This window comes from Paraburkholderia sp. BCC1876 (assembly GCF_902833695.1).
GTDB lineage: Bacteria > Pseudomonadota > Gammaproteobacteria > Burkholderiales > Burkholderiaceae > Paraburkholderia.
This window is the reverse complement of sequence record NZ_CADFGI010000001.1, coordinates 855646-873294: the sequence shown is the minus strand read 5'-3', so window position 1 is coordinate 873294 and position 17649 is coordinate 855646. Positions and strand designations below refer to the sequence as shown.

Genomic DNA, 17649 nt, shown 5'->3' with positions numbered 1-17649 from the left:
GTGAATGGCGCCCGAAAGGGGCGAATAGTTTATTTCGGGAAGCATCTTTAAACTTTGATCCAGGTCTCCCTGATCGGCCAACAGAGCCGCCTGGAATTTCATATCTATGCGCTTCAGATCAATCTGCAATCTGGAATGAATAGAGTGAGTACCTATCAAAAATAATAGTTGCGCGGTGCTCGCATTAGAGCAATCATCGCCAACGTTGTAAATACAGTTTATTCGAGAGAGCCAACTGAGATCTCAGATGTTAGAGGAAACTCAATCCGATACGCAGTCCGCATATGTCCAGCTCCGCACGAGAATTCTCGATGGGCGGCTGGCGCCGGGTCATCCGCTTTCGCCCCGCAATGTGGCGGAAGATCTGATGCTCGGACACACGCCAGTGCGTTCCGCGATTCAACGGCTGGTTGTCGAAGGGCTGGTCGAGGTCATTCCTAAAAAAGGCACCTACGTCTCGGCGCCGACGAACAACGATCTGCGGGAAATCTTCGAGGTTCGTCTGGCGTTGGAAAGCACGGCGGCGTATCTGGCTGCGGTCAACGGCGCGACGGAAGGATTGACCCGAGCGGCCGCGCAAATGCAGCAGTTGCTCGAACAACCTTCCACCAATCTATCGGTCGAGCAGCGCACGGGCTGGGTGTTTCATCAGGAGATGTTCGCGGCCTCCCGCAACGAACGTTTATTCACCACATACAAGGTGCTCCGCGCGCAAACGGGGTTGGCGCTGAACGAACTGCATCGCGACGACGTAGCGACGGTTCGACGCGGCACGCTGGAACACCTGAACATCTACGCCGCGATCAAGGCCAACGAGCCGGAGGCGGCGCGACGTCATATGTGGAATCACATCATCGATGGCACTGACGCAAGAATCAATCTAATAAGGGCTCAGAATGAAACCGTCAAGTAAGCGGATCTCCATGCCGGTGCAGATGCTGGTGGGTCTCGCGCTAGGCATCCTCGCCGGTATTTATGTCCCGGACCTCAGCGCGAAGCTGTCGTTTATCTCCGCGATTTTCGCGCACGCCATCAAGATGGTCGTGATGCCGCTGATTCTGTTGTCCGTCACGCTCGGCGCGTTTCGGGCGGGCGTGCAGCGCGGGCATCTGGGCAAGACGGCGATGCTGAGCATCGGCTTTTTTCTGCTCATGACGCTGCTGGCCAGCGCGCTCGGCCTGGGGCTCAATATGCTGTTCCGGCCGGGACTCGGCGCGAGCCTCGCGCAAACCGCCGTGATGCCGAAGAACCTCGCGCCGGGAATCGACTGGACGAAGTTCGTCGTCGACCTGGTGCCGGCGAATATCGTGGCGGCGCTGGCTGAAGGGAACGCGTTGCCGGTGCTGGTTTTCGGCGTGTTGCTGGGTTCGGCGCTGTCCGTGGTCGAGGACCGCGCGGCGCCGCTGGTCGCCGTGTTCGAATCTCTGCTGGCCGCACTCTTCAAGATGATCGAATGGGTCATCGCGTTGTCGCCGTTTGCCGTGTTTGCGGGGCTGGCGGCGTTGGTGTCGTCGAAGGGGATTGCTTCCATCACGCCGCTGCTCAAGTTGCTGGGCGTCGCGTACCTCGGCATGGCGATCCTGGCGGTGGTGCTCACGCTGATCATCAAGCTGGTCGGATTGTCGCCGCGCGCGGTGATCAAGCATGTCAGCGAGCCGCTGATTCTCGCGTTCAGTACGCGTTCGTCGGAAATCACGTTTCCGGTCCATCTAAAGCGGCTGACGGAAATGGGCGTGCCGTCGTCCGTCGCGTCGACCATCTTGCCGCTGTCGTACATTTTCAATCGCGACGGCGCGGTGCTGTACACGGCGCTGGCCGTCGGCTATCTCGCGGATGCCTATCACCTGGCGTGGACCTGGCCGCTGGTGTTCACGATCATCGTGCTGACGATCATCACGATCGACGGCGCGGCTAACGTGCCGTCCGGCGCGATCGTGGCGATCACGGCGATCCTGTCGGCGGTCGGCTTGCCGCCCGAAGCCGTGTTGCTGATTCTCGGCCTCGACGCGTTTTTCGACATGGGCCGTACGGCGCTCAACGTCTATGCGAGCACGGTCGCCACCGCGGTTGCAATGCGCATTTCCGGCGAGGCGCCGTCGGAGCCCATAGCCGGCAGTCACGCCGCGACGCTGCGGTCTTTACATGAGAATGCCTGACTTGGAGGCCGCTATGGCTGAGAAGTGGAGTTGTGCGGCGCATGGTCCGGCCGGTGAATCGCGAGTGATCAGCGGCAGGGCGAATCAATCGAACGGCTCGCGAGCTTCGCAACGGCGCGTCTGCGGCGATGGCGTGCTGGAAAAACGTGTCGCGGAGGTGTTGAACGCGCGCCCCGCCGCGCGTGCTCCGGGCGCTGCGCAGGCAACGCGGCGCGATAGCGGGGAACAAGGTGTTCATCCCATGCTGATGCGTGAACTGACTGCGATCTGGCAGCAGGCGGATACCGCTTACTCGTTCGGCGGGGAATGGCAACGGTCGTTCGCGCTGGGGGAAATCGCTGACCGGTTGGCGGTGATAATCAGCGACGGGGTGGCGTTTTCCGGCGAATGTGCCGCGCCCGCCGTGACGGAGAGGCTTGCGGGCGACATGGACGCGCCGGCGTCGTCCGATGGATTCGATGCGTTGCGCGAGCTTCTCGAACTGGAAGACCTGCGCGATACGATCAATGACCGCAAAGCGTGCGGTGACGATGGTCTGGATGCCATGGTGACCGAGTATGAGGCGCGGATGTCGCTCGCCTGGGCGCGTGCGCGCCGTGTCGTGGCGCGCGGGCTGGCGTCGGGTCAGTATGCGGAAGCGCAATCGGGCGCGGTGCGGTAGGGACCGTTGCGAGCGCGTGAAGCGGCAGCGACGTCCCGGTCAGACGGCGACTTAACGCGCCGCTTTCTCGTAGAGCGACGCGACGTAGTCCCTTAGCTCCGGAATGGGGCGGGTTCCGATCCGTACAAAACCGAGCGACTCATAGTGAGCGCAGAGCTTTGTATTCCTTTGGTCGCAATCCAGTCGAAGAAAACGCCGGTTTCGGGCGCTGACCTGATTCGCGCACCAGTCCATTGCGAAACCGCCAATGCCGAGTCCACGACAGCCATTGCGCACGGCGATCCGGTGGACATAACCGGCGACCGGCTCCTGAATCCCCCAGTACTTTTCGTCTTGCCACGAGAGCGACATGGTCGCGACGCAGACACCGTCCTGCTCGATGACGTAGGCTTCACTACGCGTAATGGTCTGCAGCACACCGGCCTTGGTCCATCCCGTCTGTCCCCACGCCACGTCGCCTTGCCGGAGCTTGTACGCGACTGCGTCGTTCAGGATCTCGGTGAGGTCGGAAACGTGTTCCGCCGCCGCTCGATGTACGGTTCTCGTTGGCATTGACAATGTCTCCGCGTGCCCAGTGTTTTTGTGCAATCTTTTCTTTTCAATCGACGTGTGAGCGTCTCTTCACAGGTCGGAAGTTGTCTAATAGTTGTGCGTGAATATAAATGAAAGCCGATTAAAGGCAAACGAATCTGAAGCGGACGCGGACGCCAAAATGGTTGAGGATTGTCGCACATTCGAGTGGGAGGACTCTCTCGTGTGTCCTGTTTCGAAGTAGTGCGGAGACTCTGGAAAGTACATTCCGTATTTAAATACCTGTCACTATTCGGCCGCCATGGCGAAGGCAATGCCCTTTTCAAGGAAAACCTCTAAAACGCATGGGATGTGGACACACCGGACCTCCCTGCCATTCACGTTGGCCGCAGTGGATGCACGTCGCCACAGGTCCGTTGTCTCGGCGCAGCAGTGACGACCAAATGATGATTTAATCGATGCCTTCGATTTTCATTCGTATGGGAGACCTGCTTTGACTCACGAACAAACCCTCGAACACTGGTTGGCGAAAGAACAGGAAGTCCTTGCTAGCGTCAACGCCGGTCCGGGACCGGGCCTTGCGAGTCCGGAGCAGGTTGCGGGCAAGACAGGACTGGAAGTCTTGCAGGCGATGATCGCCGGTGAATTGCCTTATGCCGCGATCGCCAAGACGCTCGACTTCACCTTGATCGAAGTGTCGGCAGGCCAGGCGGTGTTTCAGGGCACGCCGCTCGCCCAGCATCTGAATCCGCTCGGCACCGTTCACGGCGGCTGGATGGCGACGCTACTCGACTCCGCGCTGGGTTGCTCGGTGCACACCTTGATGCCGGTCGGACGCGGCTATACGACCGCCGAACTGAGCGTGAACTATGTGAAGGCCGTGCTGCCCCGCGTGCAGCGTGTGCGCGCCGAGGGCAAAGTGATCCACTGTGGCCGTCAACTGGCGACCGCCGAAGCGCGCCTCGTCGGCCCCGATGGCACGCTCTACGCGCACGCCACGACGACCTGCCTCGTGTTCGAAATCCCCAACCGATAAGCCATTACGTTGAAGACTTCCAGAACACGCCGCCGTCTTGCCCTTGGACTCCCTCTGCTGCTCGGTATAGGTTGCGGCATCTCCACACCGCTTTTCGCGGCGGAATCTCCGATAGCCGGGATCGAACGTCGCTACGGTGGCCGCCTCGGCCTATTCGCCGTCGACACCGGCTCAGGACGAACGCTAGCCTATCGCGCCGACGAGCGATTCCTGATGTGCAGCACCTTCAAAGGTTTGCTCGTTGCGCAGGTGCTCGCCCGCGTCGACGCCGGCAAGGAGACACTCGAACGCCTCGTGCATTACACCGAGCGTGACCTCATTTTCACGTCGCCGATTACCAAAGCGAACGTGGCGCAGGGTGCCATGTCGGTCGGCGCGCTCTGTCAGGCCGCCGTCGAGGTGAGCGACAACACCGCCGCGATCCTGTTGATGAGAAGCACTGGCGGCCCCGCGGCACTGACCCGTTTCATGCGAGGTCTCGGCGATTCCGTTACGCGCTCCGATCGTTACGAACCCGAGTCGAACCAATATAGCGGCTTGCTCGATACCACGACACCGAGGGCCATCGCGACATCGGCCGCGCGTATTCTTTTGGGCGATGTATTGAGCCATCAAGCGCGCCGGCAACTCGAAGAGTGGATGGTCGCCTGCAAGCCGGGACTCAACCGGCTTCGCGCTGCCTTGCCCGCCAACTGGCTTGCGGGCGACCGTCCCGGCACGAGCGTGGAACGCGAAACCAACGACTACGCAATCGTGCGTCCGCCGGGCCGGGCGCCATTGCTCGTCGCCGCTTATTACGATGCACCGGGCGTCAGCATGGAGCTTCGCGAGACCGTATTGCGCGAAGCCGGCCACGGTTTCGTGGAGTGGGCCAAGGCGAGCGCATGAACGAAGCCGGTCAGCGTAACCGGCGGATCGATCTGATTCGCGGCGTGTCGATTCTGCTCGTGTTGTTTCATCACTTCAATATTGCTTACCACCTGAACGACACGACGCTAGCCGCCACATTCGGCTGGAATGCCGTTCGTGCGGTTGCGCGTAACGGCAATTACGGTGTGACGATGTTCTTCGTGATCTCGGGCTTCCTGATCACATCGAATGCCGCGCGGCGTTGGGCGGGACTCGGCAGTGTCGATACACGGGCGTTCTACGCGCGGCGCGTGGCTCGCATCGTGCCTTGCCTGCTGTTGCTGCTCGCCATCGTCAACGTGGCCGCGCTGGCGGGGCTGGCGATGTTCCAGAATCACGCACCGGCCGGCACATCGGTTTCTTTCTGGATCGTGAACCTGGCGTCGCTGACCTTCTGGATGAACGTGCTGATCGCCGCGCGCGGCTGGGTCAATTATCCGCTGGGCGTGCTGTGGTCGTTGTCGGTCGAGGAAGTGTTTTATCTGGCGTTTCCGCTTCTGTGCATCGTGCTTCGTCGCGAGTCGCGGCTGCTTGCATTCTGGTTGGTGATTGCCGCTATTGGCCCGCTGTATCGCTTCACGCATCAGAGCGACGAAGGTGGGTTCCTCTACGCGTATTTCGCGTGCTTCGACGGGATCGCGATTGGTTGCTGCGCGGCAGTGCTCGCGAAACGATTCGTGCTGCGGGGTCGCGGGGCGGTCGTGCTGCAAGGTGTCGTGGTGGCCGGTATGGCGTACCTGTATCTATATGCGCCCATCGGCGAAACGAATGTTCTCGGCGTCACAGCCATGGCGCTTGGAACGGCGGTGCTGTTATTGGCCGCTTATGAACGGAACGACGCGCCGCGAGAAAAGGGCGCGTGGTATACGGCAACGGCGGGCATCGCGTGGTTCGGGCGGCGCAGCTATGAGCTTTACCTGTTCCACCTGATCGTGCTCGGCGCGATACGTACGGTGCGGTCGCCGCGTGTCGTGATTGGCGATGAAAAACTCCTGCTGCTGGCACTGTTCTTCGCGTTGTCCGCCCTATTGAGTGCCTGCGTAGTGCGGTTTTATTCCGAGCCGCTGAACCGCAAGCTGAGAAACTGGCTTCACGCGGTGTGATCGATTGCAGTCGGGCGGGTAGTCGCTGAGACCCGTCGACTGCCGCTTTAACTCCCTCGCTATCCCCCCCCCGCACCCCGCTTCTCCCTCAAGTTTTCCCCATTCCCGCCGTAGACCGTAAAAGTGGCTTCAGCATTGCGGCCCGGCTTTCGTTGTTTCAGGCGTTGTTTCAGGCGTTGGTTCAGGCGCTGTTTCAAGCTATTGCAGCAGGTATTCCGATTCGTGCAGTACCCATCCTCTCTTCACGAAAACATGATTTCCTCACTCCGAAGCCGCATCCTGATCATTTCTTCCGCCACGGTTATCGGCGCGCTCGCACTATCGGGCACCGCCGCCTACGTCACCGTGCGCGCCAATACGATGGAAACCATCGCGCAGAACCTGAGCGCCATTGCCGGCGCCAACACGCTGGCCATCGACAAGTGGGTCGATGCCAAAGTGCAGGCCGTCAAGGCAACGGCCGACGATGTCGAGCACGGCGATCCGCAAGGCTTTGTCAAGCATATGAGTCGCGCGGACGGCTTCCCGATTACCACCGTCGGCTGGACCGACAAGACCTTTTTCTCGACCAGCGGCACGCCGCCGGATTACGACCCGACCGCGCGTCCCTGGTACAAGGCGGCGATCGCTGCAGGCGGGCTCGTCGTGACGAAACCCTACGGCGACGCGTCGACGGGCATGCCGTTCGTATCGTTCGCCGCGCCGATGATCCGCAATGGCCAGCCGGCCGGTGCGGTGAGCGGCGCGGTGCCGCTCGAAGGCGTGCGCGAAGTGGTCGCCACCGTGCACCCGACGCCGTCGAGCCTCGCGTTCGTCGTAACGCGCGACGGCCAGGTCATCGCGCATCCGGACGCCAGGCTGATCCTCAAACAGTCCACTGACATCTCCACTGCGCTCACGCCCGCCGCGTTGGCCTCGCTCGCGCAAGCCGGCGCGCCGATGGAAGTGGAACTGGGCGGCGTGCCGAAACTGTTGAAGGCGCAACCGGTGACGGGCACTGACTGGTATCTGGTGATCGCGCTCGACAAGGCGGAAGCGACGGCGGGTCTGGCCAACGTGCTGCAGGCGCTCGGCATCGCGATGGTGCTGCTGACGCTGGCGGCGGTCGGTGTCGCCGCGTTCTTCACGTCGCATTCGTTCCGCAGCCTCTCGCAGGTGCGCGATGCGATGGACACGATCGGTTCGGGCAGCGGCGACCTCACGCATCGTCTGCCGGTGGTCGGCAACGACGAGGTGGCGCAGATTTCAGCGTCGTTCAACGCGTTCGTCGACAAGATCGGCACCGTATTGCTCGAAGTGCGGGCCGGTGTGGAGAACATGAAAACCGCGACCGGCGAGATCGAAATGGGCAACCGCGATCTGTCGCAACGCACGGAGACGTCGGCCAGCAATCTGCAGCACACGTCGGCGGCGCTCACGGAATTGACCGCGAGCGTCAAGCAGTCGGCTGAGAGCGCGGTGGAAGCGTCGCGGCTCGCGACCTCGGCGAGCCAGGCGGCGGCGCGCGGCGGCGCGGTCGTGACGAGCGCGGTCAGCACGATGGACGATATCGCGAAGTCGTCGGCGCGGATTACCGAAATCATCAGCGTGATCGACAGCATTGCGTTTCAGACCAACATTCTCGCGCTGAACGCGGCGGTCGAAGCGGCGCGGGCCGGCGAGAACGGTCGCGGTTTCGCGGTGGTGGCCGGCGAAGTGCGCACGCTCGCGCAACGTTGCGCGACGGCCGCGCGCGAGATCAAGGACCTGATCCAGTCGTCGGAAACGAGCGTGGGGACGGGCGCGCAACGCGTGCAGGCGGCCGGCGCGGCGATGCAGGAAATCGTCGATGGGATCGAGCGCGTGAATCGCGTGATCGGCGAGATCGACGGCGCGATGCACGAGCAGAGCGCCGGCATCAGCCAGATTGACCGCAGCGTCGCCGAGATGGACCAGGCAACGCAACAGAACGCCGCGCTGGTCGAGCAATCGACCGCCGCGTCCGCGACGCTCAACGAGCAGGCGCATGGCCTGTCGGGCATCGTGGGGACGTTCAAACTGCGTCACGGCGACGCGCGCACGTAACTTTCAAAAGCACGGCCGACGGCGCGACTGCGCGCCGTCGACGCTGCGTCACCGCTTCATTCCTCGTTTCTCCCAAACCCTCAGTCCCACGGTTCGCTAATTGGATAGCGCGGCGAGCGCAAGCATCGCCACGTCTGCCGCACGACCCTATTCAGACATTTTTTCTGTTTTTGACAAAATGTACAACTCTGGATAGTATGTCCAGATGACGAAACATACCGCTGAGCAGCGCGCGCTGCTGGACCAGATCAGCCAGATTGCAGACGGACTGGCGCAGACGTTCGCGCCATTCTGCGAAGTGGTCGTGCACGACCTGCTCGATCCGAAGCACGCCGTGCTGGCAATCCACAACAATCTGTCCGGCCGCGAGGCCGGTCACCCGGCAACGGAGCTCGGCCTTGCGCGTATCGCCGATCCGGAGTATCCGCAGGTGATCGCGAATTACGCCAACCAATTCGCCGATGGCCGGCCCGCGAAAAGCACGTCGATCGGGATCAAGGATTCGTCCGGGAAATACGTGGCCGCGCTGTGCATGAATATCGACCTGACGCTGTTCCGCGGTTTGCAAAGCGCGGTCGGACAATTCGTCCGGGTCGATGCGGGCGCGGCGACGCAGGAGTCGCTGGACCCCGCCGGCGCGGATCTGATCCGCGCGCGGATCGACCAGTTCGCCGCGCGGCTCGCGACCACGCCGCGTGCGCTCAAAACCGAAGACCGTCGCGCGTTGCTGAAGGAACTCAAGGAGTCGGGAATCATGGAAATCCGTCGAGCCATGGAAGTGACGGCACAGTATCTGGGCGTCTCGCGGGCCACCGTTTATAGCGATACCAAGTGATGCCGATCGACGCGTACCTTCTGTTGCTCGACAAAGACCAGGTCGAGCGTTTGATGCAACCGGCCGACGTCATGGACGCGGTCAGGGAAGCCTTCGTGTTGCACAGCGATCGCGAAGGCCGTGTGTTCCCGGTCGTGCGCGAGGCGCTCGCAACGGGCGGCATCTTCGGCATCAAATCGGGCGACGTGCCATCGCAGGGCTTGCTCGGCTTCAAGGCCGCGGGCTTCTGGCCAGACAACCGCAAACGGGGCGGCGAGCCGCATCAGGCCACCGTGATGCTGATGGACCCGGCCACCGGCCGGCCGCTCTGCGTGATCGACGGCAACGCGATTACCACCCTGCGCACCGGCGCGGCGGGCGCGTGGGGGCTGAAGACGCTGGCGCGCCCCGACAGCGCGAGCGTTTGCGTGTTCGGTGCGGGCGTGCAGGCGGCGATCCAGTTGCGCTTTGCGCTGGATCACCTGCCCGCGCTCGAGAAGGTTCGTTACGTCACCTATGACGGCCAGCCGAACCCGCCCTTCGAGGCCGCGTTTTCAGCGCGATGCGATGTGTCGCTCGCAACGGATAGAAACGACGCGGTCGCGACCAGCGACATCGTCATCACCGCGACTCCCGGCGCGGGCGCTTTATTCGACGCACAAGCTCTGCAAGCGGGCACGCATCTGAACTGCGTCGGCGCGGATACACAGGGCAAACGTGAGCTGCCTGAGGGCGTGCTGGCGCGCGTGACGCTCGTCGTGGACGACCGTGAACAGGCGAAGCGGATTGGCGAAATGCAATGGGCGCCGTCGACACCCAGCGTGGAACTCGGCGACCTGCTCACGGGCAAAGAAAGCTTCCACCGGCAGCCGACCGATATCACGCTGTTCGATATGACGGGTCTTGCGTTGCAGGATCTGACCGTCGCGCGAATGCTGTATCAGCGGGCGCTTGCCGGGCGAGTGGGGTCCAGCATTCCATGGCCTTGGTAGCGTGGTAGTGCGGTTGCGAGGCTGTCCGGCAGTACCCGCTTGAAGTACCCATCCCTACCGAGAGAAATCATGTCTCAAGCTCAATACATCGATCCGCTCACTGGAACCCACTATCCGTTCGACGTGCCGCGCTGGTGTTCGGATACGCAGACGCCGCTGCTGATTACCGCGCAGCCCGGCATTGGGCGCGACGACATCGACCGGGCTAATCGCTCGCTGTGGCGTTACCGGGCGGCGCTGCCGGTCGATATCGCCAAACCGATTTCGATGGGCGAAGGTTGCACGCCGCTCGTGCAGAAAGAGTGGAACGACTTGCGTCCGTTCTTCAAACTGGAGTGGTTCAACCCGACTTGCAGTTTCAAGGATCGCGGCACGGCGGTGATGCTGTCGTTCCTGCGCGGCATCGGTGTCGACGCGGTACTCGAGGACAGCTCCGGCAATGGCGGCGCGTCGGTCGCGGCGTTCGGCGCGGCGGGCGGCATGGGCGTGAAGATTCTCGCGCCGGCTTATACGTCGCCGGCCAAAGTCGCGCAGGTCCGCGCGTATGGCGCGCAGATTCAACTGGTCGACGGGCCGCGCGAGGAATCGCAGGCCGAGGCGATCCGGCAGTCGGCGGAGATCTTCTATTCGAGCCACAACTGGCAACCGTTCTTCCTGCAAGGAACCAAGTCGATCGCGTATGAACTGTGGGAAGACTTCAATTTCGAAGCGCCGGACAACATCATCATTCCGGTCGGTGCGGGCAGCAATCTGCTGGGTTGCGATATCGGCTTCAAGGAGTTGCTGGCGGCGGGGCAGATCAAGAAGCTGCCGCGACTCTTCGCATCGCAGCCGTTGAATTGTTCTCCACTCGACGCGTCGTTCCAGGCGGGTCTGGATGTGCCGGTGGCGCGCGTTGTTTCGAAGACCATTGCCGAAGGCACCGCGATCGCGCATCCGCTTCGCTTGCGGGAAATGGTCGCGGCACTTCGCGACTGCGGCGGCTCCACCGTTGCGGTTGCCGAAGACGACATCGTCGCCGCGCTTAAAAAGCTCGCGATTCAAGGCATTTTCGTCGAACCGACTTGCGCGCACGCCGCCGCCGCACTCGACGAGTTGACCCGTCGCGGCACCATCAAGTCAACTGAGCGAACGGTCGTGTTGTTGACCGGCACGGGTATCAAAGCAGCGGGTTATATCGCGGAGCTGTTCGCTCAGCCGGCGTAACCGACGCGGCCGCGCACCGGCAAACTCAAGTGCCGATGCGCGGCCCGCTCACCGACAGCGGCGTTACTGAGGCCGAAGCGTCACACTGATATTGATCGCGACAGGCTCGGTCGGCACCGGGTAGGTTCGCTCTCCGGGCGTCTCCAGGTCGATCTGCTTCAGATCGATTTCCATCAGCGTCGTGTTCCCGTAGGTGCGGATACCGAGTGACGGCGCGGTGAGCGTCTTGACCACCGCCCATTGCGTGTAATCGTCTTCGGTCTTGCCGTTTTCCGGCAGCGAGCGGCTGGTGCCCAGCGGAATATCCACGGTATTCAGAAGATGCAGCGCGAGATTGCGCGCCGACGCCGCGTCGGCGGGCTGGGTTGCAAAGCGCTTCAGATAGAACGCCCGGATAAAGCGGGACGGCGGCGTCGAATCGCCCGGCAGACCTCTCATGCCGCTGCCGTGGCCGCACGGACTGAACGCGGTGTGTCCTGCTTCGAGCGGTTCCGCGTCGCGGGCATGCAAGCCCACGAAGTTATCGATATTCGACAGATGCCACGGGAACGCCGGCGCATTCGTCAGCACGGCCGCAGGATTGTCGTAGACCGTGGGCTTGCCGGACTTGTCCGTAAACTCGATCACGATGCTATGGCCGTGCCTGTCATGAATCGCGAAGTGAACGGGAAGCCGTTGCTCCACCGCTTTGCCGCCACCCCAGATATCGACGCCCGACAGACTCTCTCTCACTTCGCCTACCGTAGCGAAACTCGCGAGTAGCCAGTTCGCGAGTTGCCCGACGAACAGGGCGCGCGAAGGATCGCTTGCGGTACTGGCATATTGCGTAATGCCCGGCAGCCATAGCACGCCGACCGACAAGCCGGCCTCGTTCACACCGTCCGTTGCAATGGGCAGGCCGAACGCGTTGATCGCGACCATGCCATGCTTGCAGGTCCAGCGCAGACCGTGCGAAAGATCCGGCGTCGTGCTGTGCATGGGTGTACCCCGGCCTATCACGAGAATTCTGGAATTCAGCTCGGCGCCGAACTCCATGCTGCGGCCATTCACTACGCTTCCATCAGCGGCTTTAAGAAGAAAGTCGGTGCACATTGTCTGTCTCCCCCGAAGTTGGTTTTCCCATCATAGGAGGTATTTTCAGAATCCTATGAACATTCTGGATGACGTAACAATTCAATTATTTGTATTGGATAGAAGCGGGCGAATGGAGCCAATTCATATCGGCGCTTCAAATTCGCGCTTCAAAAAAACCGGTTGCAAGAAGGTTGCGTTCACAATCGTTTTACATCGTTAGCGCATTCTGCGGGCAGGGCAGCGGCGCTGATTTCCTAAGCAAGCCGGGCCTCGCCAAACCCTTCAATCTGCCTCCAGTCACGCAAAATCCGTAATGTCGAGGTAAGCAAAGCGCCATTTCCCCGTAACGGCGCGGTGTTCCAATGTCGTCGGGTATTGAAACGCTCCCCACACGGCCGCTCAAGTGCAATAGAAAGCGGTTAAAGAATAACTAGCAGAACGACATCCGGAGTTAACACCTATGTTTTCCCGAGCATTCCTGTTTGGCGTGTCCGGCATTGCGTTAGCGGTCTCGCTATACGCATGCGGCGGCAACAACGGAAACGGCAACACGCTGTCGCCGATCTCCGTGCAGAACCAGGCCGCTACGTCCACGCCGATCAAGCACGTCGTGGTGATCTATAACGAGAACGTCTCGTTCGACCATTACTTCGCGACCTACCCGGTGGCGGGGAACCCGACGGGTGAACCGGCGTTCAGCGCAGCCGCAGGCACGCCGACGGTCAACGGTCTGAGCGGCACGCTGCTCACCGCCAACCCGAACCTGACCAACACGCTGAACGGCGCCGGCGCGGCGAACCCGTTCCGCCTGGACCGCACGCAAGCGGCAACGGCCGACCAGAACCACGCCTACACGGCAGAGCAGCAAGCCTACGATAACGGTTTGGCCGACCTGTTCCCGAAGTACACGGGTAAAGGCTCGAGCGGCGGCGCAGGCGCATTCGGCACGAGCGGCCAGGTGATGGGCTATTACGACGGCAACACCGTGGGCGCGCTGTGGAATTATGCCCAGCATTTCTCGATGAGCGACAACGCGTACACGGACACGTACGGTCCGTCGACGCCGGGCGCACTCGAAGTCGTTTCCGGTCAGAACAACGGCGTGAAGATCATCAAGACCTCGCACCCGGTATTCAATCTGACGACGGCGTCGAGCTCGTACTACGTCAACGACGGTCAAGGCGGCTTCACGCTGATCAACGACGCGGACCCGGGCGGCGACACCTGCTCGAGCACGACCGATCAGATCATGATGACCGGCAAGAACATCGGCGATCTGCTGAACGCGAAGAGCCTCACGTGGGGCGGCTTCATGGGCGGCTTCAACCTGAGCACGGTCAACGCGAACAATACGACGGGCTGCCTGCGCAGCACGGTGTCGCCGGTGGTCGGTCAGCCGACGAACGACTACATCCCGCACCACAACTGGTTCCAGTACTTCGCGTCGACGGCTAACCCGCAACACTTGCGCCCGAGCGCGACGGCCCAGATCGGCTACTCGCTGGAAGCCGACGGCAAGACCGCTGAACCGGCTAACCACCAGTACGACACGGACGACTTCTTCGCGTCGGTGAAGGCCGGTAACTACCCGTCGGTCAGCTTCATCAAGGCACCGGCGTTCCAGGACGGCCACGCTGGTTACTCGGATCCGCTGGACGAACAGGCCTTCACGGCCAAGGTGGTCAACTTCCTGCAGCAACAGCCGGACTGGAAGAGCACCGCTGTGATCGTGGCGTGGGACGATTCGGACGGCTGGTACGACCATGCGTTCGCGAACACGACGAGCTCGTCGTTCGACTCGCAAGCTGACCAGCTGAACGGCGCCGGCAAGTGCGGCACGGGTACGGCTCCGGTGGGCGTGAATGGTGGCGTGGTCAACGGCCGTTGCGGCCCGGGTACGCGTATTCCGTTCCTCGTGATCTCGCCGTGGGCCAAGGTCAATTATGTTGACCACACGCCGATCAGCCAGGCATCCGTGGTTCGTTTCATCGAAGACAACTGGCTCGGTAGCCAACGCCTGGGCGGCGGTTCGTTCGACGCCACGGCAGGCAGCATCATGAGCCTGTTCAACTTCAGCGGCAGCGGCAACAACCCGACCGTGTTCGTCGACCCGAATCTGGGCACGGTGGTCTCGTCGGTCCCGGCTATCTAAAAGTCGTGAATCGCATCGGCGCGGTTGCGTCGATGCGAAGCAGGCAGTATCCCCGTGTTGCCAGTCCATTTGGGCTGGCAACATTTTTCGCTTTCAGCTTCCCTTGTCGTCGCTCATATGCCCGCCTCCTCAGCTCGCCCAACGGAAACAAGTCCTATTCAGAACCCGCCCGGATCCGGTATCCGGCGTTTGCTTGTGCAGCTTGTCGTCGCAGTGATTCTCGCCGCCGTCGTGTTTGGCGTGTGGGCGCTGCTGTATCCGTCGCGCGTGCCCGCGGCCGTCGGCATGATGGTCGAGGACCTCACCGGCGCGAACGCCACGCCGATCGCGCTTCAGCGTCCCGTTGCACCGCCTCAATTGAGTGCCGTCGCGCAACTGGGCAAGAAAATTTTCTTCGATCCGACGCTGTCCGCGTCGGGTCGTCAGTCGTGTGCTTCGTGTCATAGCCCCGACCATGCGTTTGGTCCGCCGAACGATCTGGCAGTGCAACTGGGCGGCGCGCATCTGACGCTGGAAGGCTATCGGCCGCCGCAATCGCTGATGTACCTGTACCGTCAGCCGAACTTCAGCATCGGCCCGGATCAGGGCGACGCGGACGTTGCCCCGGATCTGACGGCGGCTGCGAGTGCGGCCACCGGCGTGGCTCGCGCGCAGAAGAATGCCGGCGTAGCGCCGGCCGCGCCCGCGATGGTGCCGCAAGGCGGATTGTTCTGGGACGGTCGTGCCGACACGCTGCAATTGCAGGCGTCCGGTCCGATGCTCAACCCGGTCGAGATGGCCAACGCGAATGCGGGCGACGTGTTGACGAAGCTTCAGCACACGCAGTACAGCAAAGACTTCCTGCAGTTGTTCGGTCCCAACGTGTTCCAGAACACGAACCTCGCGATGTCGGAAGCGATGTTCGCGGTCGCGCGCTATCAGGTGGAAGAGCAGGCGTTCCATCCGTACACCAGCAAGTACGACTACTGGCTGGAAGGCAAGGCGCGCTTGAGCCAGGCCGAACTGCACGGACTGCGTTTGTTCAACGACCCGAACAAGGCGAACTGCGCGGGCTGCCATCTTTCGAAGCCGGGTACGGACGGATTGCCGCCGATGTTCACGGACTATCAGTACGAAGCGCTCGGCGTGCCGCGCAATCCGCATCTGGCCGTCAACAAGGATCACAGCTTCTACGATATGGGCATCTGTGGTCCGTTCCGGACGGACATCAAGGACCAGACGCAGTACTGCGGCATGTTCCTCACGCCGACGCTGCGCAATGTGTCGACGCGCCAGGTGTTCTTCCACAACGGCGTGTATAAGACGCTCGAAGACGTGATGGCGTTCTACAACGATCGCAATACCGATCCGAAGAAGTTCTATCCGCTCGGACCGGACGGCAAGGTTCAGAAGTACGACGATCTGCCGGTCAAGTACCAGGCGAACATCGACGATAAGGATGCACCGTTCGACCGCAAATTCGGCGATAAGCCGGCCATGACGGATGCGGATATCAAGGACATCATCGCGTTCCTGAAGACCTTGAACGACGGGTACAAGCCTTAAGCGATGAAAGACCGCCCGGTGTGTAGCGAGCGGTCAGCAGGTTAGGTGGGCTCGGAAGGGTTGCGTCGGGATCGACGCAACCCTTCTGTTTTGGGTCTGGCTCAATCGCATCAAGCTCACTTCGAGCTCACCTCAAGCCGCCGCATCCGCCGCCGGCGTGCGTTGCCTGCCGATGGATTCCAGCACCGCTTGCACGACCCGCTCGACACCCGGCCAGTTGCGCGCGGGTTCGTCCGCTACAACCTGCTCGGGGGACACGCTGCGATACGGCGGCGGATAACCCCAGATCGCATCGTGCCGCTCGGGCCGCGTAATGCTGCCGCCGATCACTGCCACGGTCGGCCGGTGAAACGCCGCCGCGACGTGCATCAGCATCGACGAATTGGTCAGCACGACGTCGGCCTGTTCGGTGAGCGCGAAGGTGATGCGCATCGGCGCCTGGCCCGCCACCGAGCGGATCGATACGCCCATGCCCGCCGTGGTGATCGCTTCGGCGGCGCGCGCCTGATCCGCTACGCTGCCGACGATCACGACGTCGCAAACATCGCCGCCTTTGCCGATGGCCCGCGCGATCTGCGCGAGCGCGGCGCCTGCCTGACGCGCGTCCCATGCCTTGCTGCTCACGCCAGCGCCCACGCCCGCGACGATCCGTACGACGCGGCGGCCCGACGCATCCGCGCAGGCGCTCCAGATGCGTGTGGCGTGAGCGCGTTCGTCGTCGGTCAGGAAGAGTTGCGGGCGCGCTTCGGGCAGTTCCGTCGCGCCCAGCAACTCGGCTTGCGCGAGTGCCGCGCGTCCGCATTGACGCGCGGCGAATTCGATGTGCGCCTGACAGCCGCTCCAGCCGCCGCGATAACCGCGCACGCCGATGCGATAGCGCGCGCCGGCACGCATCAGCAGCACGGCGCCCATATAACTGCCGAGCACGTCGATGCCGACGTCGACGCCGCCGCGCGCGCGCAATGCGGCGACCTGCGGCGAGCGCCATAGAAAACGCAGGACGTTGCGATGCGAGCGGTCGTCGACCAGCTTGTTGTTCCAGGGCGCGTCGATCTCGACGATTTCATCGACGAACGGATTGTTCTCGAGGATCGGCCGTCCCCAGGCGCCGATGCCGGCGATCAGGCGCGTCGTCGGAAAACGCTTTCGCAGCGCTTCGAAGAGCGGCGTGGTGGTCAGAAGTTCGCCGAAGTCGTTTGGACGCAGCACGAGAATTTCGCGCGGCATGGCGCGCCGCGGATCGAAGCGCGGCGGATAGAAGCGGCCGGCCAGCCAGACCGGCGTTTCGATGGCAAGGCTCTTCCAACTCTTCCAACCCATGGTTGCTCCACGCGGAAAGGGGGCGGCCGCCCGGATATCGCCCCGATTGTGCATGGAGGCCTCACGAGCCTGTGTGGCCGGGCGTA

General features: G+C 62.3%; 15 protein-coding genes. 12 read left to right on the top strand and 3 right to left on the bottom strand.

Annotation, left to right across the window (positions count from 1 at the left end; all coding sequences use genetic code 11):
• Positions 1 to 247 precede the first annotated feature (247 nt).
• Genes HWY05_RS03725 through HWY05_RS03715 form a run of 3 tightly spaced genes read left to right on the top strand, consistent with a single transcriptional unit; the run spans position 248 to position 2817 of the window.
• Complete coding sequence (locus tag HWY05_RS03725) at positions 248 to 913, top strand: FCD domain-containing protein (RefSeq protein WP_035558485.1); 666 nt, start codon at positions 248 to 250, stop codon at positions 911 to 913.
• A complete protein-coding gene (locus tag HWY05_RS03720) occupies positions 897 to 2156 on the top strand; it encodes a dicarboxylate/amino acid:cation symporter (RefSeq protein WP_035558482.1) in 1260 nt (419 codons plus the stop codon). Before HWY05_RS03725 ends, HWY05_RS03720 begins: the two co-directional genes overlap by 17 nt.
• 13 nt (positions 2157 to 2169) lie before the next feature.
• The gene (locus tag HWY05_RS03715) at positions 2170 to 2817 is read left to right on the top strand and encodes a hypothetical protein (protein WP_176057417.1); all 648 of its coding nucleotides are present in this window, start codon (positions 2170 to 2172) and stop codon (positions 2815 to 2817) included.
• A gap of 51 nt (positions 2818 to 2868) precedes the next feature.
• On the opposite strand, the gene HWY05_RS03710 is transcribed toward HWY05_RS03715, so the two are convergent.
• Positions 2869 to 3369, bottom strand: a complete 501-nt coding sequence (locus tag HWY05_RS03710; RefSeq protein ID WP_035558476.1) for a GNAT family N-acetyltransferase — start codon at positions 3367 to 3369, stop codon at positions 2869 to 2871.
• Between the two features lie 472 nt (positions 3370 to 3841).
• Between HWY05_RS03710 and HWY05_RS03705 the strand changes: the two genes are divergently transcribed.
• The 7 genes from HWY05_RS03705 to HWY05_RS03675 all read left to right on the top strand — a co-directional run bounded on the left by HWY05_RS03705 (position 3842) and on the right by HWY05_RS03675 (position 11472).
• Entirely contained in the window at positions 3842 to 4384 is a 543-nt protein-coding gene (locus HWY05_RS03705; RefSeq protein ID WP_035558473.1) for a PaaI family thioesterase, read from the top strand.
• Between the two features lie 54 nt (positions 4385 to 4438).
• Entirely contained in the window at positions 4439 to 5272 is an 834-nt protein-coding gene (bla, locus tag HWY05_RS03700) for a class A beta-lactamase (RefSeq protein ID WP_347880798.1), read from the top strand.
• The gene (locus HWY05_RS03695; RefSeq protein WP_035558470.1) at positions 5269 to 6396 is read left to right on the top strand and encodes an acyltransferase; all 1128 of its coding nucleotides are present in this window, start codon (positions 5269 to 5271) and stop codon (positions 6394 to 6396) included. Before bla ends, HWY05_RS03695 begins: the two co-directional genes overlap by 4 nt.
• 252 nt (positions 6397 to 6648) lie before the next feature.
• A complete protein-coding gene (locus tag HWY05_RS03690) occupies positions 6649 to 8460 on the top strand; it encodes a methyl-accepting chemotaxis protein (RefSeq protein WP_176057415.1) in 1812 nt (603 codons plus the stop codon).
• 205 nt (positions 8461 to 8665) lie between these two features.
• Entirely contained in the window at positions 8666 to 9295 is a 630-nt protein-coding gene (locus HWY05_RS03685; protein ID WP_035558464.1) for a PAS domain-containing protein, read from the top strand.
• Positions 9295 to 10266: an ornithine cyclodeaminase family protein gene (locus HWY05_RS03680; protein WP_176057414.1), complete on the top strand. Its 972-nt coding sequence runs from the start codon at positions 9295 to 9297 to the stop codon at positions 10264 to 10266. Before HWY05_RS03685 ends, HWY05_RS03680 begins: the two co-directional genes overlap by 1 nt.
• 69 nt (positions 10267 to 10335) lie before the next feature.
• Positions 10336 to 11472, top strand: a complete 1137-nt coding sequence (locus HWY05_RS03675; protein ID WP_176057413.1) for a pyridoxal-phosphate dependent enzyme — start codon at positions 10336 to 10338, stop codon at positions 11470 to 11472.
• Positions 11473 to 11535: 63 nt separating this feature from the next.
• On the opposite strand, the gene HWY05_RS03670 is transcribed toward HWY05_RS03675, so the two are convergent.
• Entirely contained in the window at positions 11536 to 12564 is a 1029-nt protein-coding gene (locus tag HWY05_RS03670; protein WP_279614071.1) for a linear amide C-N hydrolase, read from the bottom strand.
• 442 nt (positions 12565 to 13006) lie between these two features.
• Here HWY05_RS03670 and HWY05_RS03665 point away from each other — a divergent pair, with 442 nt between their 5' ends.
• Together HWY05_RS03665 and HWY05_RS03660 are read left to right on the top strand one after the other, a co-directional pair.
• The gene (locus HWY05_RS03665) at positions 13007 to 14698 is read left to right on the top strand and encodes an alkaline phosphatase family protein (RefSeq protein ID WP_035558454.1); all 1692 of its coding nucleotides are present in this window, start codon (positions 13007 to 13009) and stop codon (positions 14696 to 14698) included.
• Positions 14699 to 14815: 117 nt separating this feature from the next.
• Positions 14816 to 16243: a cytochrome c peroxidase gene (locus tag HWY05_RS03660; protein WP_035558450.1), complete on the top strand. Its 1428-nt coding sequence runs from the start codon at positions 14816 to 14818 to the stop codon at positions 16241 to 16243.
• Positions 16244 to 16375: 132 nt separating this feature from the next.
• On the opposite strand, the gene HWY05_RS03655 is transcribed toward HWY05_RS03660, so the two are convergent.
• A complete protein-coding gene (locus HWY05_RS03655; RefSeq protein WP_176057411.1) occupies positions 16376 to 17563 on the bottom strand; it encodes a glycosyltransferase family 9 protein in 1188 nt (395 codons plus the stop codon).
• Positions 17564 to 17649 lie beyond the last annotated feature (86 nt).